18 protein-coding genes and 3 pseudogenes are annotated in these 19,873 nt (G+C 68.0%); 14 read left to right on the top strand and 7 right to left on the bottom strand.

All coding sequences use genetic code 11. The features are described from left to right. Positions 1-203 precede the first annotated feature (203 nt). Both VXC91_RS30955 and VXC91_RS30960 read right to left on the bottom strand, forming a co-directional pair. Complete coding sequence (locus tag VXC91_RS30955; protein ID WP_329510658.1) at positions 204-668, bottom strand: hypothetical protein; 465 nt, start codon at positions 666-668, stop codon at positions 204-206. A gap of 119 nt (positions 669-787) precedes the next feature. Next, entirely contained in the window at positions 788-1,549 is a 762-nt protein-coding gene (locus VXC91_RS30960) for a sulfite exporter TauE/SafE family protein (RefSeq protein WP_329510659.1), read from the bottom strand. 82 nt (positions 1,550-1,631) lie between these two features. Here VXC91_RS30960 and VXC91_RS30965 point away from each other — a divergent pair, with 82 nt between their 5' ends. Further along, positions 1,632-2,564: a LysR family transcriptional regulator gene (locus VXC91_RS30965; protein ID WP_329510660.1), complete on the top strand. Its 933-nt coding sequence runs from the start codon at positions 1,632-1,634 to the stop codon at positions 2,562-2,564. A gap of 139 nt (positions 2,565-2,703) precedes the next feature. On the opposite strand, the gene VXC91_RS30970 is transcribed toward VXC91_RS30965, so the two are convergent. Next, positions 2,704-2,835, bottom strand: coding sequence for a hypothetical protein (locus tag VXC91_RS30970; RefSeq protein WP_329510661.1), 132 nt, complete (start codon positions 2,833-2,835; stop codon positions 2,704-2,706). A 155-nt stretch (positions 2,836-2,990) separates the two neighbouring features. On the opposite strand from VXC91_RS30970, the gene VXC91_RS30975 reads away from it, so the two are divergent. The 5 genes from VXC91_RS30975 to VXC91_RS30995 all read left to right on the top strand — a co-directional run bounded on the left by VXC91_RS30975 (position 2,991) and on the right by VXC91_RS30995 (position 9,429). After that, positions 2,991-4,094 (top strand): tyrosine-type recombinase/integrase, encoded by a 1,104-nt coding sequence (locus VXC91_RS30975; RefSeq protein ID WP_329510662.1) that lies wholly within the window; start codon positions 2,991-2,993, stop codon positions 4,092-4,094. After that, positions 4,091-6,004, top strand: a complete 1,914-nt coding sequence (locus VXC91_RS30980; protein WP_329510663.1) for a hypothetical protein — start codon at positions 4,091-4,093, stop codon at positions 6,002-6,004. The genes VXC91_RS30975 and VXC91_RS30980 overlap by 4 nt, the downstream gene beginning before the upstream one ends. Then, positions 6,001-6,543, top strand: a complete 543-nt coding sequence (locus VXC91_RS30985; RefSeq protein ID WP_329510664.1) for a TraB/GumN family protein — start codon at positions 6,001-6,003, stop codon at positions 6,541-6,543. The genes VXC91_RS30980 and VXC91_RS30985 overlap by 4 nt, the downstream gene beginning before the upstream one ends. Beyond that, positions 6,540-7,064, top strand: a complete 525-nt coding sequence (locus VXC91_RS30990) for a DUF6262 family protein (protein WP_329510665.1) — start codon at positions 6,540-6,542, stop codon at positions 7,062-7,064. The genes VXC91_RS30985 and VXC91_RS30990 overlap by 4 nt, the downstream gene beginning before the upstream one ends. Positions 7,065-7,566: 502 nt before the next feature. Next, positions 7,567-9,429 (top strand): hypothetical protein, encoded by a 1,863-nt coding sequence (locus VXC91_RS30995; protein ID WP_329510666.1) that lies wholly within the window; start codon positions 7,567-7,569, stop codon positions 9,427-9,429. A gap of 80 nt (positions 9,430-9,509) precedes the next feature. On the opposite strand, the gene VXC91_RS31000 is transcribed toward VXC91_RS30995, so the two are convergent. After that, positions 9,510-10,448 (bottom strand): SMI1/KNR4 family protein, encoded by a 939-nt coding sequence (locus tag VXC91_RS31000; protein ID WP_329510667.1) that lies wholly within the window; start codon positions 10,446-10,448, stop codon positions 9,510-9,512. A gap of 611 nt (positions 10,449-11,059) precedes the next feature. On the opposite strand from VXC91_RS31000, the gene VXC91_RS31005 reads away from it, so the two are divergent. Further along, entirely contained in the window at positions 11,060-11,218 is a 159-nt protein-coding gene (locus VXC91_RS31005; RefSeq protein ID WP_329510668.1) for a hypothetical protein, read from the top strand. An 89-nt stretch (positions 11,219-11,307) separates the two neighbouring features. Here VXC91_RS31005 and VXC91_RS31010 read toward each other — a convergent pair whose 3' ends face one another. Further along, on the bottom strand, positions 11,308-12,384 hold the full coding sequence (locus tag VXC91_RS31010) for a 1-aminocyclopropane-1-carboxylate deaminase/D-cysteine desulfhydrase (protein WP_329510669.1): 1,077 nt from the start codon (positions 12,382-12,384) through the stop codon (positions 11,308-11,310). A gap of 76 nt (positions 12,385-12,460) precedes the next feature. Here VXC91_RS31010 and VXC91_RS31015 point away from each other — a divergent pair, with 76 nt between their 5' ends. After that, positions 12,461-13,363 carry a LysR family transcriptional regulator gene (locus VXC91_RS31015; protein WP_329510670.1) on the top strand — a complete coding sequence of 301 codons (903 nt, stop codon included), beginning with the start codon at positions 12,461-12,463 and terminating at the stop codon, positions 13,361-13,363. Here VXC91_RS31015 and VXC91_RS31020 read toward each other — a convergent pair. After that, complete coding sequence (locus VXC91_RS31020) at positions 13,317-13,814, bottom strand: hypothetical protein (protein WP_329510671.1); 498 nt, start codon at positions 13,812-13,814, stop codon at positions 13,317-13,319. The two genes, VXC91_RS31015 and VXC91_RS31020, sit on opposite strands and share 47 nt — an antisense overlap. A gap of 132 nt (positions 13,815-13,946) precedes the next feature. On the opposite strand from VXC91_RS31020, the pseudogene VXC91_RS31025 reads away from it, so the two are divergent. The 6 genes and pseudogenes from VXC91_RS31025 to VXC91_RS31050 form a co-directional block, all read left to right on the top strand. Then, positions 13,947-14,559: pseudogene (locus VXC91_RS31025) on the top strand (class I SAM-dependent methyltransferase); the annotation flags it as partial. A 110-nt stretch (positions 14,560-14,669) separates the two neighbouring features. Then, positions 14,670-16,124: an IS66 family transposase gene (gene tnpC / locus VXC91_RS31030; protein ID WP_329510674.1), complete on the top strand. Its 1,455-nt coding sequence runs from the start codon at positions 14,670-14,672 to the stop codon at positions 16,122-16,124. A gap of 30 nt (positions 16,125-16,154) precedes the next feature. Next, positions 16,155-16,316 (top strand): annotated as a pseudogene (locus tag VXC91_RS31035) (SAM-dependent methyltransferase); the annotation flags it as partial. Positions 16,317-16,501: 185 nt separating this feature from the next. Next, entirely contained in the window at positions 16,502-17,416 is a 915-nt protein-coding gene (locus tag VXC91_RS31040) for a GNAT family N-acetyltransferase (RefSeq protein WP_329510672.1), read from the top strand. 261 nt (positions 17,417-17,677) lie between these two features. After that, positions 17,678-19,042: an MFS transporter gene (locus VXC91_RS31045; RefSeq protein WP_329510675.1), complete on the top strand. Its 1,365-nt coding sequence runs from the start codon at positions 17,678-17,680 to the stop codon at positions 19,040-19,042. Between the two features lie 257 nt (positions 19,043-19,299). Beyond that, positions 19,300-19,572, top strand: coding sequence for a hypothetical protein (locus VXC91_RS31050; protein ID WP_329510673.1), 273 nt, complete (start codon positions 19,300-19,302; stop codon positions 19,570-19,572). Here the strand turns inward: VXC91_RS31050 and VXC91_RS31055 are convergent. Beyond that, positions 19,567-19,836 (bottom strand): annotated as a pseudogene (locus VXC91_RS31055) (site-specific integrase); the annotation flags it as partial. The gene VXC91_RS31050 and the pseudogene VXC91_RS31055 sit on opposite strands and share 6 nt — an antisense overlap. Between the last annotated feature and the right edge of the window lie 37 nt (positions 19,837-19,873).

The following is a 19,873-nucleotide window of genomic DNA, read 5'->3' on the forward strand; positions in this document are numbered from 1 at the left end:
AGTGAAGAGGCGTTGTTTGGAAGGTGCGGTTTTCCAGGGGACGGGGTGGAAAGGCGAGAGTCGGCTGCCAGGCCACGGTGGGGCTGCAGCGCCGCAGCTGCGTCGGATGCCACGGGTGTCGCGCAGTGAGCCTCGCCTTCGGTCGGCGCCAGCAGCGTGCCCATCAGTCCCAAGGGCGATGTCCACTTCTGTCTCTCTTCGAGTCAGGGGTGCTTCCTCCGAACCAAGCCTCCGGACACGGGTGCGGTGCCGAGATCGTCGTCGCCGTCCTGGTGGCGCAGCACCCAGTCGTCGAGGTCGAGGGCGGTTTCCAGAGGTTCCCTGGTCATGTAGGCCCGCAGGCTGGTCACCCTGGCGGCTTCCCTCGAGGAAGTTCCCTCGAGGGAGGACAGTTCTTGTTGGAATGCGGCCTCTGCCATCGCGAAGTGCACTCGAGCGGTGTGGGGGGCCACATTCAGGATCTTGCCGATGAGCAGCCAGTCGGCGCCGGCCACGCGCTCGAACACGGCGGCGGCCTCGAAGAACCGCTGCGCGGCGGCAAGCACTCGCGCGGCGTCGGCAAGCACAGTGCCTGGTGCGCGGGTGGTGCCGTCGGGGTCCAGCTCGTGCTCGCCGACCGGGACCGCGGCACGCGCGAGGTTGGCCAGTTCGCATGCTTCGTAAGCCATCACCACCCTTGCTCGCGCTGCGTCCGTGTACGGTGCGGTGGTTTCCGTGCCGCTTTCGGTCATGTCGGTCGGCCTCTCGCTTCCCATGACGGCAGTGATCGCTGCGACTTCTGGTGTGGTCAGCCGCGTAGGAAGTACAGGACGGTTGTGATCACGGTGGTCGCCAGGAGGATGCCTCGTAGCAGCCAGGTGGGAAGACGGCGTGTCAGGTGGGCGCCGGCGAAGCCACCGGCCACCGCGCCGACCAGCATGGCGGTGAGGAGCAGCGGAGCGCTCAGCGCGTCCGAGGCGATGAGGAACAGGACCGTCGCGCTGAGATAGATGGCCGCGATTTGGGTGACCCGCATCGGGTTGCCGGCCGCGGCGTCGAGGCGGAGGCCGATGGTCCACAGGGCCAGCATCATGATGCCTACGGCTCCGCCGAAGTACCCGCCGTACACGGCGAGGAAGAACTGTCCGATCAGGACGGCCCGTGAGCTCAGATCGACGGAGCGGCCCAGTGCGCTGCTCAGCGCCCGCGAGAGGTAGCGGCCGAAGGCGAGGATCACGGTGGCGAAGGCGAGCAGCCACGGCACCGCGACATCGAACGACGATGCGGGCAGCACCAGCAGCAAGCCGGCGCCGACGCCGCCGCCGACCGCACTGACCGCTGTCAGCGCCATCGTGGAGGTAGGCCCGACAGGGGCAAGCTCGCGCCGGTACACCCACGCACTGGCCGCGGCGCCGGGTACAAGGGCGACTCTCGACACCGCATTCGCCGTTACCGGTGGCAGGCCGAAGGCGACGAGAGCGGGCAGGGCGACGAACGTCCCTCCGCCCCCAATGGCGTTCAGGACTCCGGCGGCGACACCGGCCAGCAGGACAAGGGAAAACTCGATCACATGTCGAGCTTCACCGTGGACGAGTGATTCCACAATGCGGAATCGACGTACCTTGCCTAAGGCTGCGCCATAGGCTGGGTCGGTGCGTTATGACCTGGATGACCTGCGTCTGTTTCTCCACATTGTCACGGAGGGGTCGATCACAGCGGGCGCTCAGCGCATGCACCTGAGCCTGCCCTCGGCCAGTGCCAGGGTGCGCTCGCTGGAACACCACGCCGGCGTGGCGCTGCTGATCCGCGGCCGGCGGGGCGTGCGGCCGACGCCGGCGGGGACGACTCTGGCCCGCCACGCTCGCGACGTACTCGACCAGACCGCGCGGCTCGAAAGCGCCGTCGCGAGCTACACCCGGTCCCTGACCGCTCCGCTGATCCTGCTGAGCGGGGGCTCCGCGATGCACCGGCTCGTGCCGCAGGCCCTGATTTCGTTCCTTCGCACCCACCCGGATACCGATGTCACGGTGTCCGAGAGTCGCACCCCACAGACTGTTCGGATGCTCGCCGACGGCGAGGCGGATCTGGGGGTCGTCCTCGACAACGAGGCCGGAGACTGCGGCCTGCACATGGAGCCTCTGGGCGACGACTCCCTCGTCGTGATCGGTCAGGCCGGAGGAATCCTCAGCGGGCGGACCGCGTTGACTTACAGTGAGGTCGCCGAGCACCCTCTCGTCGGCCTAGATGCCGACTCCTCGCTACGCCGCTGGATCGAGAAACGCCTCGGGCCCCACGCCTCGGTCGTGCGCTACCGCACCACTGTCGCCGACCTGAATGTCCTGGTCTCCCTTGCCGCTGCCGGCGCCGGGCTCGCCGTCGTACCGCGCCGCGCCATCGACCCCCACCAGCGTCTCGACATGTGCGAACTGCAGGAGCCCTGGGCACGCCGCCACCACCTGCTGGCCTGGGGCGTCAAGGACTGCGCGGTGTCGGTGGCGACCGCGGCGCTCGCAGAACACCTGCGCCAGGCGGCCCTGTCCGAGTTTTCCGTCCGCAATCCACATGGAGACGCTGTCGGCCCGTAGCTCTCGTACGAGGGCTGATCAACACCGGACGAAGATGCTGCGCGTATCAGGCTTCGGCGTGCTCCTCGTCGGGCCGGTGCCGTGCAGGATCGCAGGCACGGCCCGTTGCAACGGTGCTGCTTGACGTCGCGCACGGTGGTCACTGTCGGGCGGCTAGGTACTGGGTCCAGCTGTCGTTGGCGTATTTCGTCCAGGACTCCGCGGTGGAGGGGCTGATGCCGAACAGGTCGGCGATGACGATGGGCGGCAGCGAGGTGGCAGCCTCGATCATTCTCTCTGGCTCGTGACGACGTCGTGCACTGTCGCATCACCCGTAGGTGGGGTGCCGTGTATGACGCTTCACGTCGCCGTGTCGTGGACGTCGTAGTTGTCGTTGAAGGCGCGTGGTTCATGTTCTCCGGAGGTCTCCGGCCCTTTCGTGTGGTCATGCCGTCGGGTCAGCGGTACTGGACCGTGCTGGACGAGGACCGCCTGGAGCCCGTACCGGCGGCGGATGAGTTCTTGCGGCACGTACGGTTCGGTCGTGATCAGGCGGAGTCGACGACGCGGACGTACGCTGGGGCGGTCGTGCTCTACCTGACCTGGTGCCGGTGCACCGGCCGCGACTGGACGACGGCGGCGGGCCGGCTGGGCAGCTTCATGTTCTGGCTGCGGCACTCGCCCGGCGACGACAGCGAGGTGGTGGCCGGGCCCGGCAGCGAGCCGGTCCGCGGGCCTCGCCGGATCAACACCGTGCTCGCCGGGGTACGCGAATTCCTCGCGCACGGCACGACGTTGGGCACGGTGCCGATGTTCGTGCTGTCCCAGCTCTACGAGATCGCCGACGACCGCGACCTGCCGCCCGAGGCCCGCGGCGAGGGCAGCGGCCTGCGCTGCTTCGCCAAGGTACGGCACCGGGCCGCCGAGCCCGACGAGCCGGTCGGCCGCGCCACGGACGAGGAGGTTCTGGCCCTGCTGCGGGCCTGCCGCAACGCCCGGGACCGGTTCATCGTGCTCCTCCTGGCCAGGGCCGGACTGCGCCGGGAAGACATCCACTTCGTCCTGGACGCCAGCGGGCTGGGCTGCCGGATTCCCGGCTCCCACCTGCACGTGGTACGCCGCGACAACGACAACGGCGCCTGGGCGAAGTCGAGGCGCTCGCGCGCGGTCCCCGTCGACTTCCTGCTGGTCCAGGCTTACGACCAGTACGCCGTCGAACGGGACGCCTGCCGCGAGGCACGCGACAGCGACTTCGTCCTGGTGAACCTGTTCCGGCAGCCGCTCGGGGCGCCGATACCGCCCGCGGCCTTGAACGACCTGTTCGGTCTGCTGTCGCGCCGGGCGGGGCTGGCCGAAGGCGTCCACCCCCATGCCCTGCGGCACGGATTCGCCAGCAACGCCGCCGACGCCGGCGCCGTCCTGGACGAGATCGCCGACCTGCTCGGCCATGCCATCCCATCCAGCTCGCAGGTCTACCTGCATCCCGACCCGCAGCGGCTGCGGGCCGCCGTCGATCGGGTGGGTGCTCTCGCCCCGAGGAGGAACGGATGACCTCGCCCCTGCAACTGGTGCCCGCCCCGGCATCGGATCTGCTCCCTGCCCGCGCCGAGCGGCTGCGTGAGCTGATCCGCCCCAAGACGCTGGAGGTGCTGAACTGGGACGAGACGTCCCAGATCCTGCGGCCGTCACCGGATCACCCCTTCCTCGGCATGAACATCTGCACCCGCCAGGGTTGTTGGGCCGCCGCCCGCAGGACGGAACTGGGTCTGTGCTCGGCCTGCCGCAGCAGCTGGAAGCGGAGCGGCAAGACACCGGAGGAGTTCCTGGCCACCGAGCCGAAGCAGATCAGCAACACCTCGGGCGGCTGCGGAGTCCCCAAGTGCCAGCGCCCTTGGACGTCGTCGAGGACGCAGATGTGCATGCGGCACCGCGAGCTGTTTTTGAAGCTGGGGCGCCCGCCTCTGAAGGAGTTCTTCGCCCATCGGCTCGTCCGGCCATTGCCGGGGTTCGGCCTGTGCTCGGTGGACGCCTGCCACCGGCACCGGGCGAACGGCTCGAACCTGTGCTGCCCACCGCACTGGGTGCGGTGGAAGGATGCGCAGGCCTGCGGCGCCGACTTCGAGCAGTGGTGCCGCACCGGGCCTGGCACTTCCCAAACCACCGCGGTGAGCCTTCGCGGACTGCCGGCTCTGGTGACCGCCGAGGTCCTCTACGCACTCCAGGCCCGCACGGACGCCGAGATCAAGAGCCCGCCCATCCTGCTGCGGGGCATCGTCCAGCACCTGCGCGAGCAGCGCGTCGAGCAGTTCGACGACGTCCAGGTCCGCCGCAACACGCACCTGAGCGGCATGGCCAACGCCATGCGCCGCACGATCGCGGCGGCTGTTTCCACCCCGGAACTGGAGCAGATCAAGGACGTCTGGAACATGGCCGCCTTCGGCCTGGTCCAGTGGCGAAGGATGGACTTCACCCCGCTGCACCAGGAGTGGATGCGGCGGGCCTGCAAGACGTGGGTGCTGGACGAGATTCCCCGCCGCTACGGCAAGAACATCCCCAACAGCCTCTCCGAGATGATCCTCTGCGTCCGCTTCCTCTCGCAGAGCCTGGTCCGCTCCCGCGAGGACCGCGGGGAGAACATAGCCGCACTCGGCCGCAGTGACATTGAGGCGTTCACCCAGTACGTCGCGCACCTGGAACACATTGGCGAGATCAGCTCTTTCCGCCGCACGACGGTCTCCCGGTTCGCCGGCCGGTTCCTGCGCGAGATCCGCGACATGGGCCTGACCCGCCCCGGTGAGATCCTCGCCGACCTCCCCGACGACTTCGCGCTGCGCAGGCACGACATGCCGCCGGTCATCACCGAAGAGGGACCGGGCCGGGCCCTGCCGAGGGAGATCCTCACACAGCTCTGCGAGCGGCTGCCCACCCTGGACCAGATCCGCGACGGCAGCGACGACATGCGCAACGCGATCGAGATCCTCGTGGACACCGGACGGCGTCCCGACGAGATCGGCTGCCTGCCCTGGAACTGCCTGGAGACCGACGAGCACGGCAAGTCCGTACTCGTCTACAGCGACTTCAAGAACAACCGCACCGGCTGCCGCCTGCCGATCCCGGACTCCACCGCCGAGATCATCGTCAGGCAGAAGAAGTCCGTCCGCGCCCGCTTCCCGGACACCGACCTGACCAAGCTGGTCCTCTTCCCCCGGCCCCGGCAGAACTCGGGGGCACCCAGCCGTTCTGCATGCAGCACATCGGCAACGTCCACCGCCGCTGGGTCAACGCCATGCCGCCCCTGCTTCTCGCCGACGGCACCGAGTTCCCCAAGCTGGAAGTCGTTCCCTACTCCTACCGGCACTCCTACGCGCAACGGCACGCGGACGCCGGAACCCTGCCCGACGTTCTCCGCGAGCTCATGGGTCATAGATCGTTTCAAACTACACAAACCTACTATCGGGTGACCGAGAAACGGACCAGGGCCGCGGTCGACAAGCCCGTCTCGCACCAGTTCGACCGACACGGCAACCGGATCTGGACCCAGGTCCGCCAGCTCCTGGAGCACGAACACGCCCGCCTGCGGATCGGCCAGGTCTCCGTCCCCTACGGCATCTGCGTCGAGCCGACCAACGTCAAGGCCGACGGCCACGGCTGCCCGTTCCGATTCCGCTGCGTCGGCTGCGATCACTTCCGCACCGACCCGTCGTACTTGCCGGAGCTGAGGGCCTACCTCGACACTCTCAGACGGAACCGCGAACGCCTCGCCGCAGCAACAGAGTTGGATGACTGGGCCCGCACCGAATCGACCCCGTCCGAAGAGGAGATCAAGCGCATCCGCACCCTGATCCGCCGCGTCGAGACCGACCTCGAAGGACTCACTGACGACGAACGCGAGCAGATCAAGGAGGCCACCCGGACCCTGCGCAAGACCCGCACGTTCTCCCTCGGCATGCCCGGCATCCGGGCCCCGGGGCCGAACCTGCGGCTGGAGCGCGACGCATGACCACATCACCGGACCACCTGGCCAAAGCGCGGGCCGCGGACTCCGAACGCCGCAGGTCCCGAGCCCTCAAGGCCCTCGACCAGCTCGCCGCCAGCGGCGAGGCGATCAGCGTCTCCGCAGTCGCCCGCGCCGCCGGCGTTCACCGCAGCCTGATCCACCGTCACGACGACCTGCACACGGCCGTTCTCGCCCGCGCGGCCGAGCCCTCGCCCGGCGCAGCGGCGGGCACGCAGGTCAGCCGCCAGTCCCTGCTGGCTGACGTCGCGAACCTCACGGCCCGCAACAGCCGCCTGTCCGCGCACATCGCCCGGCTCGAACGGCGCCTCTCCGAGGCGCTCGGACAGGCGGCCTGGGAAGCCTCCGGCCTCGGCGCCCCGGCAGACGTCGAAACGCTCACCCGCCGGGTCACCGAGCTGGAACAGCAGATCCTCGACCTCCGCGCGGAACTTGCCGAACGGGACGAGGACCTCACCGCAGCACGGGCGGCCAACCGCGAGCTGATGGCCCAGGTCAACCGCTGACCGCTCCATCACCGACACCCACACACGCCAGGGCGGCCGCGTTGATCGCCGGGTGCACAGTGAGTTGATTCAATCTTGGAGTCGCCGCTCACGGGGCTGGCGTGGGGTCCGGCTGGGGTACTCAAGCTGGTCGTGGTGGTAATCGGTGCCGGGAGATCGTTGGTCAGTGACATACGAACACTGCGTGTACAGAGTGGCGAATTCACCTCTGTCCCACGGGAGTTGCGCGTGGTGGGGTTTGCGTCGAACATCCGTACCCTTCAAGGGGGATAGTTGAGACGCACACGCCTATCGACGGCGCTGCGCTGCATGGCAGCCGGCGCCGTCCTCGCTGTTCTGGCCGGGGCGTCACCCGCTTTAGCTGCCGAGCCTGATCCGCTGGCCGCGCCGCCGAAGGTCCACGGCCCGGAAGCACAAATGTCGATCATGGCTGGGTCGTCCGGTGTCGGGCACGGCCCCGTCGGCTGGGCCGAGGTTCACCAAGTCGGGCACTCAGTGGCGGGTGATCGCTCCGGAGGCCGTGCTGCGTAACACGGTGACCGACGCTGACGGGGACAAGTCGACGCTGACGTTCGAGGTGTGGACCGTCAAGGCGGACGGCACCCCGGGCACCAAGGTCAAGCTGACCGACGCCAACCCCTATGGTGTCTTGGTGTCGCCGTATGTGGCGTCGGGGTCGCTGGCCAGCGTCAAGGTCGACTACGGGGTCCTCAAGCCTCGCACGCAGTACATGTTCCACACCAACGCCTTCGACGGCAGCCTGTACGAGACGACCTGGTCGCCGTGGACGAAGTTCACCATCGAGCCGTACGCGACGTTCCCGGTGGCGCAGTCGACGTCGGGGATCGACCCGGTGGCGCAGACAACGGTGGAGTTCACCCGCATGGATCCGGACGGGTCCGCCACCGCCACCGGCGCTCCGCTGTCCGCGACGTCGGAGCCGACCCTGTCGGACTTCGCCGAGGACGACTGTTCCAAGCCGGACAAGCAGGACCGGCGGGTGTGCTTCACGCTCGGCAAGAGCACCATGGACAAGGCGAAGCGGTCCAAGGCGCCCAAGCCCGGCAAGACCAGGGAGACGACGCAGACTTTCACTGATGCCTCTGCTGAGGCTTTGGCGGGGTCCCCGACTCCGGGCGGCAATGACGCGGTGGACCTGGTCGACTGGTGCACCAACGCCGCTGACGGCCTGGACTACATGAACCGCACCGAAGCCTGCCTGAAGGACCTGGGCGAGGGCGAGCTGTGGTTCTTCGACTCAGACCCGGAGAAGCCGGCCATTGGGCGCGGCACGTTCCTGTTCGAGCAGCGCATGAAGACGTACCGTAACAAGTCGGAGAGCGGCAGCGACTTCGCTGAGTTCGACCAGCAGTTGGTCATCATCCCCACCTACATCGACCCCGCCCTCGAGGGCGTCACGATGAAGTGGAATGTCGCCTCGTCCTGCTCGTCGTGTGACGTCGCGCCGATCCAGTGGACCGACGACGGCGGCAACCCGACCGTGGGCGCGCACTGGACGTACGACCCGACCAGCGACTATTCCGGCCGGTGGGGCACCGTCGTGACCCGGTGGACCGGCACGGGCAAGGAGCAGATCGACCTGGACTGGTCAATCACCGCCAGCGTCGACGCCAGCAACTCCGTCGACTCCACGGCCGACTTCGGCAGCAGCGGCATCAGCGCGGTACGCGAACTGGCCCCCCGCTGCGACGACATCACCCGTGGCGCAGTCACACCGGGCTGCGTGTTCCCGTTCTTCAAGCCGACGTTCACCGTCGACACCAACCTCTACCCGGCAGCCGGCGCCTACTACTGGGTCATGCAGGAACGCATGCCCGACCACGCCGGATCGAAGAAGTGGGACAGCCTGCTCCACTACCTCGGCCCGGACACCATGGTGAAGAACCCGTCCACCGGCGCGGCCTGGTCCTCGGACGACAGCCGCAAGGTGGTGTGCCCGTCCACGTGGACCAAGCACCCCGCCGACCCGATCGTGGGCAGCACCGACTGCGACGAGTACGCCCCCGCGTCCACCCACGAGAGCGGCGGATTCCCTGGCGGCGTCAACCAGGTCACCGACGGCAGCAAGTGCGCCCAGCTGTACACGGACTGGGCGTTCAACGGCGTCGGTGACGGGTCGACGTCGTTCGGTCTGTTCGCCGACACCCGCACCGCGACCAACGGCCCCACCGGCACCGAACGCTGCGGACGGGCGGCGATCGACTCCGCGCAGAACCAGGGCGCGTTCAGCAAGCTCCGGCCCAGCGTGTGGCGGCTGCTGGACGATGACGGGTTCTTCGTCGACACCCCCGGCTTCAACCACTGCTCGGGGACGGCGACGACCTGCATCTGGCGTAAGGTCTAGCACCGCCTAGCCCTCGAACAGGGCAAAAGAAGGGGGTGGGCAGGTCATCACCTGTTCACCCTCTTCCGCGTTCCCGTACGTCAGCCGGTGAACCGCTCCCACAGGGCAGCCTCATCCGCGGCGAGCGGCGGCCCCCACACCAGCCTGCCGCCGATCAGCCCCGGCAGGTAGCCGGTGGCCAGCTGCGGGTTCTCCAGGTTGTCGGCCGTCTCCTCCAGCAGCATGCTCAACGACTGGTCACCGACAGTGCGCACGGTCGTGTCGTCCCAGTGCCCGACCTTGCCCGTCTCGGCGTCGATGAACAGGCCAATGCTGGTGTCGGTCACCGACCATGAGCAGAACGGAATCCATGACGGCTTCCATACCATCGCGTCTTCAACGCCCCACCCGACGCCTAGCTCCCGCTGGTTTTCCCTATGCCACCGGTAGGACGTGGCCACCGTGCCCAGCGGCATCAACGCCCAGCCGTAGTCGGGCATCACACCCGCCCCCGGGGTGTCCTTGCCCCCCGCGCACAGCAGCCACAACGCCCGCAGCTCCACGGGTACACGTACCCCAAGTGCCTGCTCCAGCGCGGCGATCTCGTACGTGGACGCGCCGGGCAGCAGCGCCGCATGGGTAGCGGGCGCGTGCTGCTCAAGCCAGCTGGTGATCCGCCGCCATGCCTCGGTCACCTGTCGCGCGGCGATCTGCTGCATGCGGGGATCCGGCACGGCCGCGGGGGCCTGCTCGTCGCCGGCGTCGGGGAGTGGCCCGGTCGCCTCGATGTCTCGGATCTCGATCCGGTCTACGTCCAGCAGGGGCGGACCGTAGGCGTAGCGCACGATCAGGGGTGGGCACGCATCGAAGGTGTCGCTGTCGATCGTCGCCGTGTACAGGCCGAGCCTGCCGGCGCGCTCGCCCAGGCATGGATCGTCGGCCAGCTGCAGGGCCAAGGTCTTGACCGCGTACAGGACACCGTCACCGAGCTCGGTGCAGCGCGCGCGTATGTGGTCGGGCAGGTCAACATTGACGGTCACTGGGAAGTATGCTCCTCGCGTAGGGCTCGGGCGTACCGCTGGGTGCGTTCGGCCGTTTCCGCCAGGGTGGGTTGCTGCGCCTCGCGGGTGATGAGCTCGAGCATTCCGTCAGCCGCCGGTTTATCGAATGTGTGCTGCCCAATCCACTTCAAGCCTTGCGTCACTGCACTGCACCTCCTCGGTGTCGTTGGGTGCCGACTGTCATGATGCCCCGGCTTTCGGCCCGAGGTCGGGGCATCGCGAGGAACCTACTAGGACGGAAAGGGGGATCTGCCTAGATCAAATGCCCTCTCGGGAGTCCAGTTGCCTCCCTCCCGCACTCCTTGACCAGCACCTCAAGATCCAAATGCAGCGGCGTTGGTGATTGTCTGTCACCGGGAGACTTCGGCGCGGGTAAGGACGTTGACCTCCTCCGTCGCCATCCAGTCCGACTGGACCCCAGAAGTCGCCGGTCAGATGTGCCAGGAGGCTCTCGAAGAACAGCATCAGGCAGCCACCGCCTCGATCCCGCGACACCTGTCGCGCACTCATCGACTACCGGCGCATGCCAGCTAAGCTGGGCGTCATCGCGCTTCCGGGCTCGCACTCCGGGCAACCCCGAGGGAAATGACGTGGCGGTGTTCCTGGCGCTGAGCACGGGCAGGCACCCAGTACTTGCACGGCGACCGTACGCCGGAAGGGTCCCGCACCGCTCCGCGGACGACATCGCCCAGGGGTACTGGGAACTGCACACCAAGCCCGAGAAGGTTGAGCACGTCATCTCTACGTGATCACCGCCCCGGTCTCCCCGGTGACGGTGACCTTGGCCAGGGCGGCGTTCACATCCGACACTGCAGATCGTGGCTGATAGGCTGCGGGCTCAGTCGGCGATGTGGCCGACGACTTGGGGAATTTCGAACAGGTTGCCGGCGTCTCCGGTGTGCAGGAACGCGACGTTGCTGTCGACGGGGATCCGCCCGCTGCGGGCGTGGTCGAGCAATCCTGCGAGTCCCTTGCCGGTGTAGACGGGGCCGACGAAGACGCCCTCTGCTCGGGCCAGCTCGCGGATGGCTGCTGTGCTTTCGGCGGACGCGACGGCGTAGTCCTCGCCGATGAAGCGCTGGTCGATGTCGATCTCGGCGCGGATCGTCGCGTCGTCGGGTACGGGCGCGTCCAAGGTGGCCAGCACCGCTTTGGTCCGTTCGACAATCACGGCGGGGTTCATCCGGTCTCCGTCGTTGACCTTCTGGATAGAGATCGACCGGAGCTTCACCGCGTGTCCCAGACTCAGCTTGGCTGCCAGCATCCCCGGCAGCGCGGTCCCGGTGCCGATCGTGTGGTAAATGTAGTTGAGCTCGACCCCTGCGGCATCGGACTGTTCAAGCATCTCCCGGAACGTCAGGGCGTGTGCGATGAAGCCGTCGGGGTGCGCACCACCGGTTCCGACGACGAGGACCTTGTGCCCCTGCGCTTCAAGTTCGGCCTTGCGCGCGGCGATGGCGTCGGTGATCCGCGCGGCCTCGTCCGGAGAATGCCATTCGTTGCCGCTGACGTTGATGACGTGGGTTTCGACACCCATCGTCTTGTTGAGCAGATAGTTGCCGCGGAACTCGCCGAGCTCACCATGCCGGGGCACATTCCGCGTCAGAACCAGGATCGGCGTGATTCCTACGTTCAGGCAGGCGGCGGCGAACTGCAGACCCGAGTTGGTCAGGTATGCGCCCTGGGTGATGACGTGTGTCACTCCGTTCTCGAGGGCCCGCCCCAGGATGAACTCGGCCAGGCGCATCTTGCTCCCGCTGATCGCACTAGGTCCTGCCAGGTCCTCGCGCTTCATGAAGAGGTTGATCCCGTACGCCGCCGACAGGTTGGACAAGGCGTGGAACGGAGTGGGGTAGAACCCGACCCGGCATCGGGGGAGTTTGTTGATCGCGGTGTCGAATTGCGTGAAGTCCATGCGTCTAGCGTCGGCCACGCCTCTGGATTAGCACAAGCAATGATCTCTTCTTGGTCGATAAGCTATCCTTAACTCCATGTCTTGGCTGTTCGATCCGCGGCATCTGGTGACCCTTGCGGCTGTCGTGCGGCTCGGCTCGTTCGCCGCTGCCGCAGAGGAGCTGGGCTACACCCAGTCCGCGGTCTCGCAGCAGGTTGCGGAACTGGAACGACGGGTCGGTGCGCGAGTCGTGGTCCGGCGGCCCGTCCGTGCGACCGAGGCCGGGCAGGTCCTCCTCGACACCGAGGCCGCGATCAGCGGGTCGATGAGTCGCGCTGCCACCGAGCTCGCGGCGCTCGCGGACGGAACCGGCGGCGAGGTGCGGCTCGGCGCGTTCATCTCGGCGGCAGCCTCCATCGTCCCTCCCGCGCTCGCACGCCTGCGTGCGACCCATCCGGCAGTTCACATCACACTCCGTGAACTTGAGCAGCGCGAAACGCATGCGCTGCTGTTCCGGGGAGAGATCGACCTGGCCATCACCTTCGACTACGAACACGCTCCCGGGCCAGTGCCCGCCGGGCTCATGCAAGAGCACCTCATGGACGATCCGATCATGGTCGTCCTTCCCGTCGGTCATCCCCTGGCCGGAGCTGACAGTGTCACCCCAGCCGACCTGCCGTCGGACGCATGGATCAACACCGCGGTCGACGTCCGCGACTTGGCAGCGTCACCCCTCGACGGCGAACGGGGAAGCGGACATCGTTTGGACTTCGATGGCATGGACTTCCGCACTGCACTCAATCTCGTCGCGGCGGGTCTCGGCGTCGCGCTGCTGCCGCGGTTGTTGCTGCTGGATGCTCCGCCGAGCGTCGTGGTTCTGCCTATCCGGCAGCCCACACCCGTCCGTCGTCTCTACACCTGCCGGCTCGATACGAGAGGCGTGACCGCATCGATCAGGCGGCTGGAGATGTACCTGCGGGAGGCAGTCGCGGAACTCTGAAATACCACACCGATCCTCTAGATCCAAGACAGAGCAATCCGATAGGCACCCTCCTTCGCCTCGCGAGGCGCGCGTCCACGATTGGCCCGCCTGGATCGCCGCCTCTGTTGGTGCGGTGACGATCCAGCCGGCCTCGGGTCAACGAGATGCCGCACAACATGCCGTTGACCAGCTGCCTGAACGGCGGCATGAACTTGGGTTCCTCAGCCTTGCCGAGCCTGGCCAGCTTCCGTCTCCCGCCCACGACCTCCAGCGCGCTGTTGTCCGGCGGTCCAGCGGCGACCTGGACGGACGCGGCGTGCCGGGCGGAGGCGAGTTCGGCGAGGTGTCCGGCTGGCTCGCACTCCAGGCCGAGCGCGGTGAGCACCTTCGGCTCGGCGGCCGTCCACTTCTCTCCGGCCAGCAGCTTCGCCCGGGGGTCGCCCCAGCGGTCGCCGTCCTTGGCGAACACGTCCCGCCGGCGCAGCGAGCGGTGCAGGTGCTCCAGGACGCAGAACGAGTACTACACGAGCGAGGCGCGGCTAGACCGCGACGTGCGGTCAAGCGTCTGTCCGGCGGATCATGTGACTACTAGGCTGCGACGATGGAACGCATGACCGACGTGCCCGAGGGTCTTGCCGTGCCTGCAACTCCGGCCCACGCGAATGACTACGACAGTTTTGCCGAGGCGTACGCGGCGGAGAACGAGAGCAACCTCGTGAACGCGTACTACGAGCGGCCTGCGATGTTAGCCCTCGCCGGAGACGTGACCGGCCATCGGATCCTGGACGCCGGGTGCGGCTCAGGCCTCCTGAGTGCGCATTGCGTGACCACGGTGCCGCCGTCACCGGCATCGACGCCAGCGCCGGGATGCTGGCGCTGGCCGGGCGGCGGCTCGGTGACGACGGAGCCCTGCACGTGGTCTACCTACGCGACCGCCTGCCGTTTGACGACGGCGCGTTCGACGACGTCGTCGCGTCGCTGGTGCTGCACTACCTGGAGGACTGGGGGCCGACGCTGGCCGAGTTGCGGCGAGTGCTCAGGCCCGGCGGTCGGCTGATCGCGTCGGTGGACCACCCTTTGTGGCCTATGCGATCCAGGATCCTCGGCCCGACTACTTTGCAACCACCAGCTATACATTCGACTGGACGTTCAACGGGCAGTCTGTCCCGATGAGGTTCTGGCGCAAGTCGTTGCACGCGATGATCGATGCCTTCGCCGGGTAGCTATTCAGCAGGGTGCGGCCGGTTCGATGGCCGGGTGGCGTGATCGTTAGAGTGTCGGTGTGGGGGATGCCGACTGGTCCGCGAGGGAACTTTTCGCCGAGTTGGCCGCTGTACGCGGCGAGTTGGCGGCTGCCCGGGCCGAGGCGGCGGCGAAGGACGAGCGGATCGATCTGCTGCTGGTCCAGATCGCCGAGCTGACCGCGCAGGTGCAGGCACTGGTGCTGCGGCTGTCGAAGGACTCCTCGACTTCCTCGAAGCCGCCGTCCTCGGACGGGCCGGGCAAACGGCCCCGCGGCGGGTCCTCTCGCACCCGCTCGGGACGCAAGCCGGGCAAGCAGCCCGGCGATCCGGGCACCACCTTGCGGCAGGTCGACGATCCGGACGAGCGGATCGCCATTCCGGCCCCGTCCGCCTGCACCGGCTGTGACGCGTCCCTGACCGAGGTGCCGGTGTCCGTGGTGCGCCGCCGTCAGGTCTTCGACCTGGCCGAGCCGCCTCCGCCGCAGGTCATCGAGTACGCCGCCGACATCAAGCGCTGTCCCGGGTGCGGGAAGAAAGCCATCGGCTCTTTCCCCGCCGGAGTGGAATCGGCGGCCCAATACGGTCCCGGCATCACCACGAAGGTCGCGGACGCGGTGCTGGGCCACCACATCCCGGTGTATTGCTCGACACTGCTGGTGATGGAACTGTGCGGGATGAAAGTCTCCACCGGCTTCGCCGCCGGCCTGCGCTCCAAGGCCTCCCGCCTGCTGGAAGACACCTTCCTGCCCGCGGTGCGGGCCCTGCTGGCCCGCGCTCCCGTCGTGCACGCCGATGAGACCTTCACCCGCGCCCGGGCCAAGACCGTCTTCCTGCACGTGGCCTCCACCGCGCACCTCACCCTGATGCACACCGGCGACCGCTCGGCCGCCACGATCGATGCCGGAGACGTCCTGCCGCACCTGAGCGGCGTCCTGGTCCGCGACGGCTACGCGGGCTACACCCACCTCGATCATGTGCTGCACGCCTGGTGCGGCGCACACCTGCTGCGTGACCTGCGTGGAATCCACGAGGCCGACCCGGACGGCCAGTTGTGGGCCCGCGCCATGGCCGACACCCTCCTGGAAGCCAACCGTCTCGCGTCCGCCGCCCGCGACGCGGGGTGTGAGGAACTCACCGCCGAGGAACTGCGCACCCTCCACCGGCTCTACACCGGAGCACTGGCCCGCTCCCGCCAGGACAACCGGAGCAAGAACACCGAACTTGCCCGGCACGCCCGCACCCTGGCCAAGCGCTTCGAGGAACACCGCGACGTCATCCTCCGCTTCACCACCGACCTCGCCGTCCCCTTCACCAACAACCAGGCGGAACGCGACATCAGACCCGCCAAGGTCCAGCAACGCTCCTCCGGAGGCTGCTGGCGAACCCTCCAAGGACTGGCCGACTTCGCGATCACCCAGTCGTACCTGTCGACCGCGGCCAAGTGGGGCATCAGCCGCTACGACGCACTCAAGCGCCTCTTCACTACCGGAGCGTGGATCCCGCGCGCCCTCACACCCGGCACCGCAGCAGCCTGACCGAACCGCTCAACCCCGCTGAATAGCTACTTCGCCGGCGCCGGCTCCCGTCTTTCCGCCATCAGCGAGCCGCAGCCCGACCCGGCCGCCCGTGAACTGTTCCCCGACGGCTTCCATGACCTTTCGGCCAAAACCTGCTTCTTGTTCTTCGTCGTCGAGGTACCGCCGTCGGCTGCGGGCTCGGACAACTAGGGCGGAATCCACCAGGGAGTTCGCTCGGCTTCTGATCATTCAATGGCAGTGATACGGGGCACCGCCAGGAGCATGCCGCCCTGTCGAGAACGACCAGTTGCCGGTAGCCCCGCAGGAAGTAGCCGAGCGCTGGCGTAGGACACCGAAATCTCCGGGCCAGGCGACAACATCACTAGTGTGATCAGGTGACAGAATTCAGCATCCTTGATGACAGCATGGAATGGCAGAAGGACTTCGAGCGGCGGCTACGCACCTCGTACACAGTGGCCGGGCTCGCTGCGGCCACCGTGGAGCGCATGCTTGAGGATGCACGCGCCAGCATCGGAGACTGGACCGTCGCCGAGATCACGGCCGCCGGGACCCGAGTGGGATACGAGGCCGTGGTCGTGACTGACGACAACGGCGCGTTCGCGGGCCGCATCGGCGACCTCCACGTCGACGCGCTCCACGCCGGCCGGGGACACGAACAGGCCGCCCGGGACTGGGCCGAGGCGTGGTGCGCGCAGCGCGGTGCACGCCGACTGGACATACGGCTCACCGAGCCCGCCGGTGAACTGTTCAACGGTTACGGCGTCCGGGGCCAGCTCAGGGCACGGCGCGTCAGTTCCCCGCCGGAACCACTCGATGGAGTCACCGCACGGCCGATGACACCCGCCGAATATCCCGAGTGGCTCACCTCCGAGAAGGCCGCCTACGTCGGCGACATCGTCCGGGCAGGAGCCCTGAGCCCCGAGGAGGCCGTACGCAAGTCCGACCAAGACTTCGCGAAGCTGATTCCCGAGGGCCTGGCGACGCCCGGCAACACGTTCCTGGTGCTCGAAGCGGTGGGCGAGCAGATCGGCACCGGCTGGCTGAAGCACGGGCACCTCCCGGAGGTCACCTACGGCTACTCGCTGTACATCCAGGACCAGCACCGCGGCAAAGGCTACGGACGGGCCGCGATGGCGGCCGGCGAACAGGCAACGCTCGCAGCCGGCGACTCAACGCTGATGTTCACCGTGTGGGGCGGCAACGAGGTAGCGATGAACCTCTACACGAGCGCTGGCTACCAAGTCATAGAGGAAAGTCGGTCCATCGACCTCCCCCGCTCCGCAGCATGACAAGCCAGTCGCACGACGGAACCGCCGTGCGACTGGCTTGTCATGCAGGCCTCAGACACAGCTTCTCACCCTCTGATGCGCACTCATCTGCTGGCGGCGTCTGAAATCAAGCCGGTAGGAATCAAAAACACTGGCTCTGGCCAGAGTTGCCCACATAGCTTGCTGCCCGTGACCCGCCGCCCCGCACCCGTCGCATCTGCTCCTCCGCCTGGGCTGTTCTCCCGCAGGTATCTGGCCGCCACCGCCAGTTTCGCGGCGGTGATGTTCCTGACCGGGTTCGCCGCGCTGGCGGTGATGCCCTTGCTGCCGTTGGCCGCAAGGGACCTTGACGGGGTCGTTCTGTATCCGCTGGTGGCAGGGGCATTTGTCGCCGCGAGCCTGCTCGGCGGGGTACTCGGCGGGGCGTGGGCGGACCGTGCGGGAGCCCGGTGGCCCCTGACGGCCGGGGTGGTCCTGACCGTCGTAACGCTGTTTGTCTCCGCAACCAGCACCACCATCTGCCAGCTGGCCCTCGGGCGTTTCGCAGACGGCATCGCGGCGGGACTGGTGGCGGTGTCTGTCAACGTGGCCATCGGCCAGTCCTACCCGGAACACATACGCGCCCGCGCCCTGGCCCTGATGAGCGCCTGCTGGATCGTGCCGTCACTGGCCGGACCGCCCCTCGCCGGACTCGTAGCCGCGTGGTGGTCCTGGCGAACAGTGTTCTTCGGCCTCGCCGGCCTCACTCTGCTTCCCGCGGTTGTCGCAGTGCTCCTACTTCGCGGGCCCGCGGCGCAGGCCGGAACTTCGCAGGGGACCGAGGAGCCCGTGCGGCAGCCCGCCCTGCCCGCCGCAGCCGCGGTGAGCGTGGCAGCGGCACTCACGCAGTACGGCGTCTCGGCCTGGGACGTACTACACGCGCTGTGCACGGCGGCCGGTCTGGCATTGCTCGTGGTGTTCGCACCTCGGCTGTTGCCACCGCGCACCTGGCGGGCCAGGCGCGGGCTGCCTGCCACAGTGCTATTGCGGGCCTTGACCTCGGGCACGTACTTCACGCTCGAGGCGTTCGTACCGCTGATGCTCAGTACGGCGCGACGGGTGCCGGGCGTGGTGACGGGACTTGCGTTCACCGGGGCCGCGCTCGCCTGGGCTGGGGCGTCCTGGGTACAGGGACGCCTGCAGGACCGGGGGCCACGGCACCGGCTCGTCGCCGTGGGGGCCGGAGTGATGGTGGCCGCGGTAGTGCTGGCCGCACTGTGCACCCTGCCTGCGGTGCCCGCAGCCGCGGCGGTGTTCTCGATGGTGCTGGCCGCTGTCGGCATGGGTCTTTCGGCGCCATCGCTGACCCTGCTATCCCTCACGCACGCCCCGATCGGCAGGCAAGGGTATGCGAGCGGCGCGATGCAGACTTCACAAAACCTCGGCCAAACGGTGGTCCTAGCGCTGGCCTCGGCCCTGTTCAGCGCAGTGTCAGCTGCGGTGACTGGTCAACTCGCGCCGTTTGCCTGGGCCTTTGCGTTGCTAGTGCTGCCGGCTGCAGGGGCGGCCTGCCTGGCAGGCCGTACGCGAATGGCAAGACCGGATCAGCAAAGTGGCGAACGACCTGATGGAGAAGGCATTCGCCCTCACCACGCTCTGACCCCCTGACCGCCGGGCGGGCACCCCAACTCCCACCCCAGGGTGCCCGCCCGGCCCCCACCGGCCAGCAGCGGCCGCACGCGGCCCCGAACGCGGAGCGCCCACCCGACATCAGGAGCGCGGAGCGCTCCCCGCCGGCCCCTGCCGCATCGTGGCAGCGCGCCGCGTCCGCGGAACAGACCGCACGCCAAACAGACCTCGCCCACGCCGCGCCGGCCAATGGCCAGCAGCTCACCACACCACCCACCCCCCACGGAAGGCCATTCATGAGCACCCCGAAGCGGAAGATCAAAGGCATCGTCGACAACTTCGACGCGTGCGGCCGCTGCGAGCGCCGCGGACTCAAGCGCACCGTCGCACTCATGCCGCTGGACGCCGACGGGAACGAGGACGGCACCGCCGAAGACGTCGCGTACCACGGCACGTCGTGCGCCACCGCCGCGCTGCGCTGGACACAGGGCAAGGTAACCGACACCGCGCGCACCGCCCAGAACTTCGGCCTTCGGCTACTGAGAATTCCGCAGGTCAGCACCCTATGAGGTCTCTTGGGCCGTCTCGGTGCCGTCACCGGTAGCCGGGGCGTCCCCGAAGACAGCATCCACAGCAGCCCGAGTATGGGTGGCGCTGGCCGGCATCAGGTGGGTATAGGTCCGCAACGTGAAGCCGGGATCATGGTGTCCCAGATACTCGCTCAAGGCCTTGATGCACTCCCCCGCGTCCAGGAGGACCGACGCGTAAAAGTGCCGTAGCGCGTGCATGCCGTTGTCCCGCCCCGGAGCCACACCGGCAGCGCGGAGGGCAGGGTAACGATCACTCGATCCCGAGAGGCCCAAAGCCTAG

It is taken from the genome of Streptomyces chiangmaiensis, from assembly GCF_036281785.1.
Classification (GTDB): Bacteria; Actinomycetota; Actinomycetes; order Streptomycetales; family Streptomycetaceae; genus Streptomyces; species Streptomyces chiangmaiensis.

Excerpts from the sequence above, each read along its gene's own strand:
- VXC91_RS30975 (WP_329510662.1), top strand. The coding sequence starts at position 2,991 with ATGCCGTCGGGTCAGCGGTACTGGACCGTGCTGGACGAGGACCGCCTG.
- VXC91_RS31050 (WP_329510673.1), top strand. The coding sequence starts at position 19,300 with ATGAGCACCCCGAAGCGGAAGATCAAAGGCATCGTCGACAACTTCGAC.
- VXC91_RS31045 (WP_329510675.1), top strand. The coding sequence starts at position 17,678 with ATGTTCCTGACCGGGTTCGCCGCGCTGGCGGTGATGCCCTTGCTGCCG.
- VXC91_RS30955 (WP_329510658.1), bottom strand. The coding sequence starts at position 668 with ATGGCTTACGAAGCATGCGAACTGGCCAACCTCGCGCGTGCCGCGGTC.
- VXC91_RS30990 (WP_329510665.1), top strand. The coding sequence starts at position 6,540 with ATGACCACATCACCGGACCACCTGGCCAAAGCGCGGGCCGCGGACTCC.
- VXC91_RS30980 (WP_329510663.1), top strand. The coding sequence starts at position 4,091 with ATGACCTCGCCCCTGCAACTGGTGCCCGCCCCGGCATCGGATCTGCTC.
- VXC91_RS30970 (WP_329510661.1), bottom strand. The coding sequence starts at position 2,835 with ATGATCGAGGCTGCCACCTCGCTGCCGCCCATCGTCATCGCCGACCTG.
- VXC91_RS31015 (WP_329510670.1), top strand. The coding sequence starts at position 12,461 with ATGTCTTGGCTGTTCGATCCGCGGCATCTGGTGACCCTTGCGGCTGTC.
- VXC91_RS31010 (WP_329510669.1), bottom strand. The coding sequence starts at position 12,384 with ATGGACTTCACGCAATTCGACACCGCGATCAACAAACTCCCCCGATGC.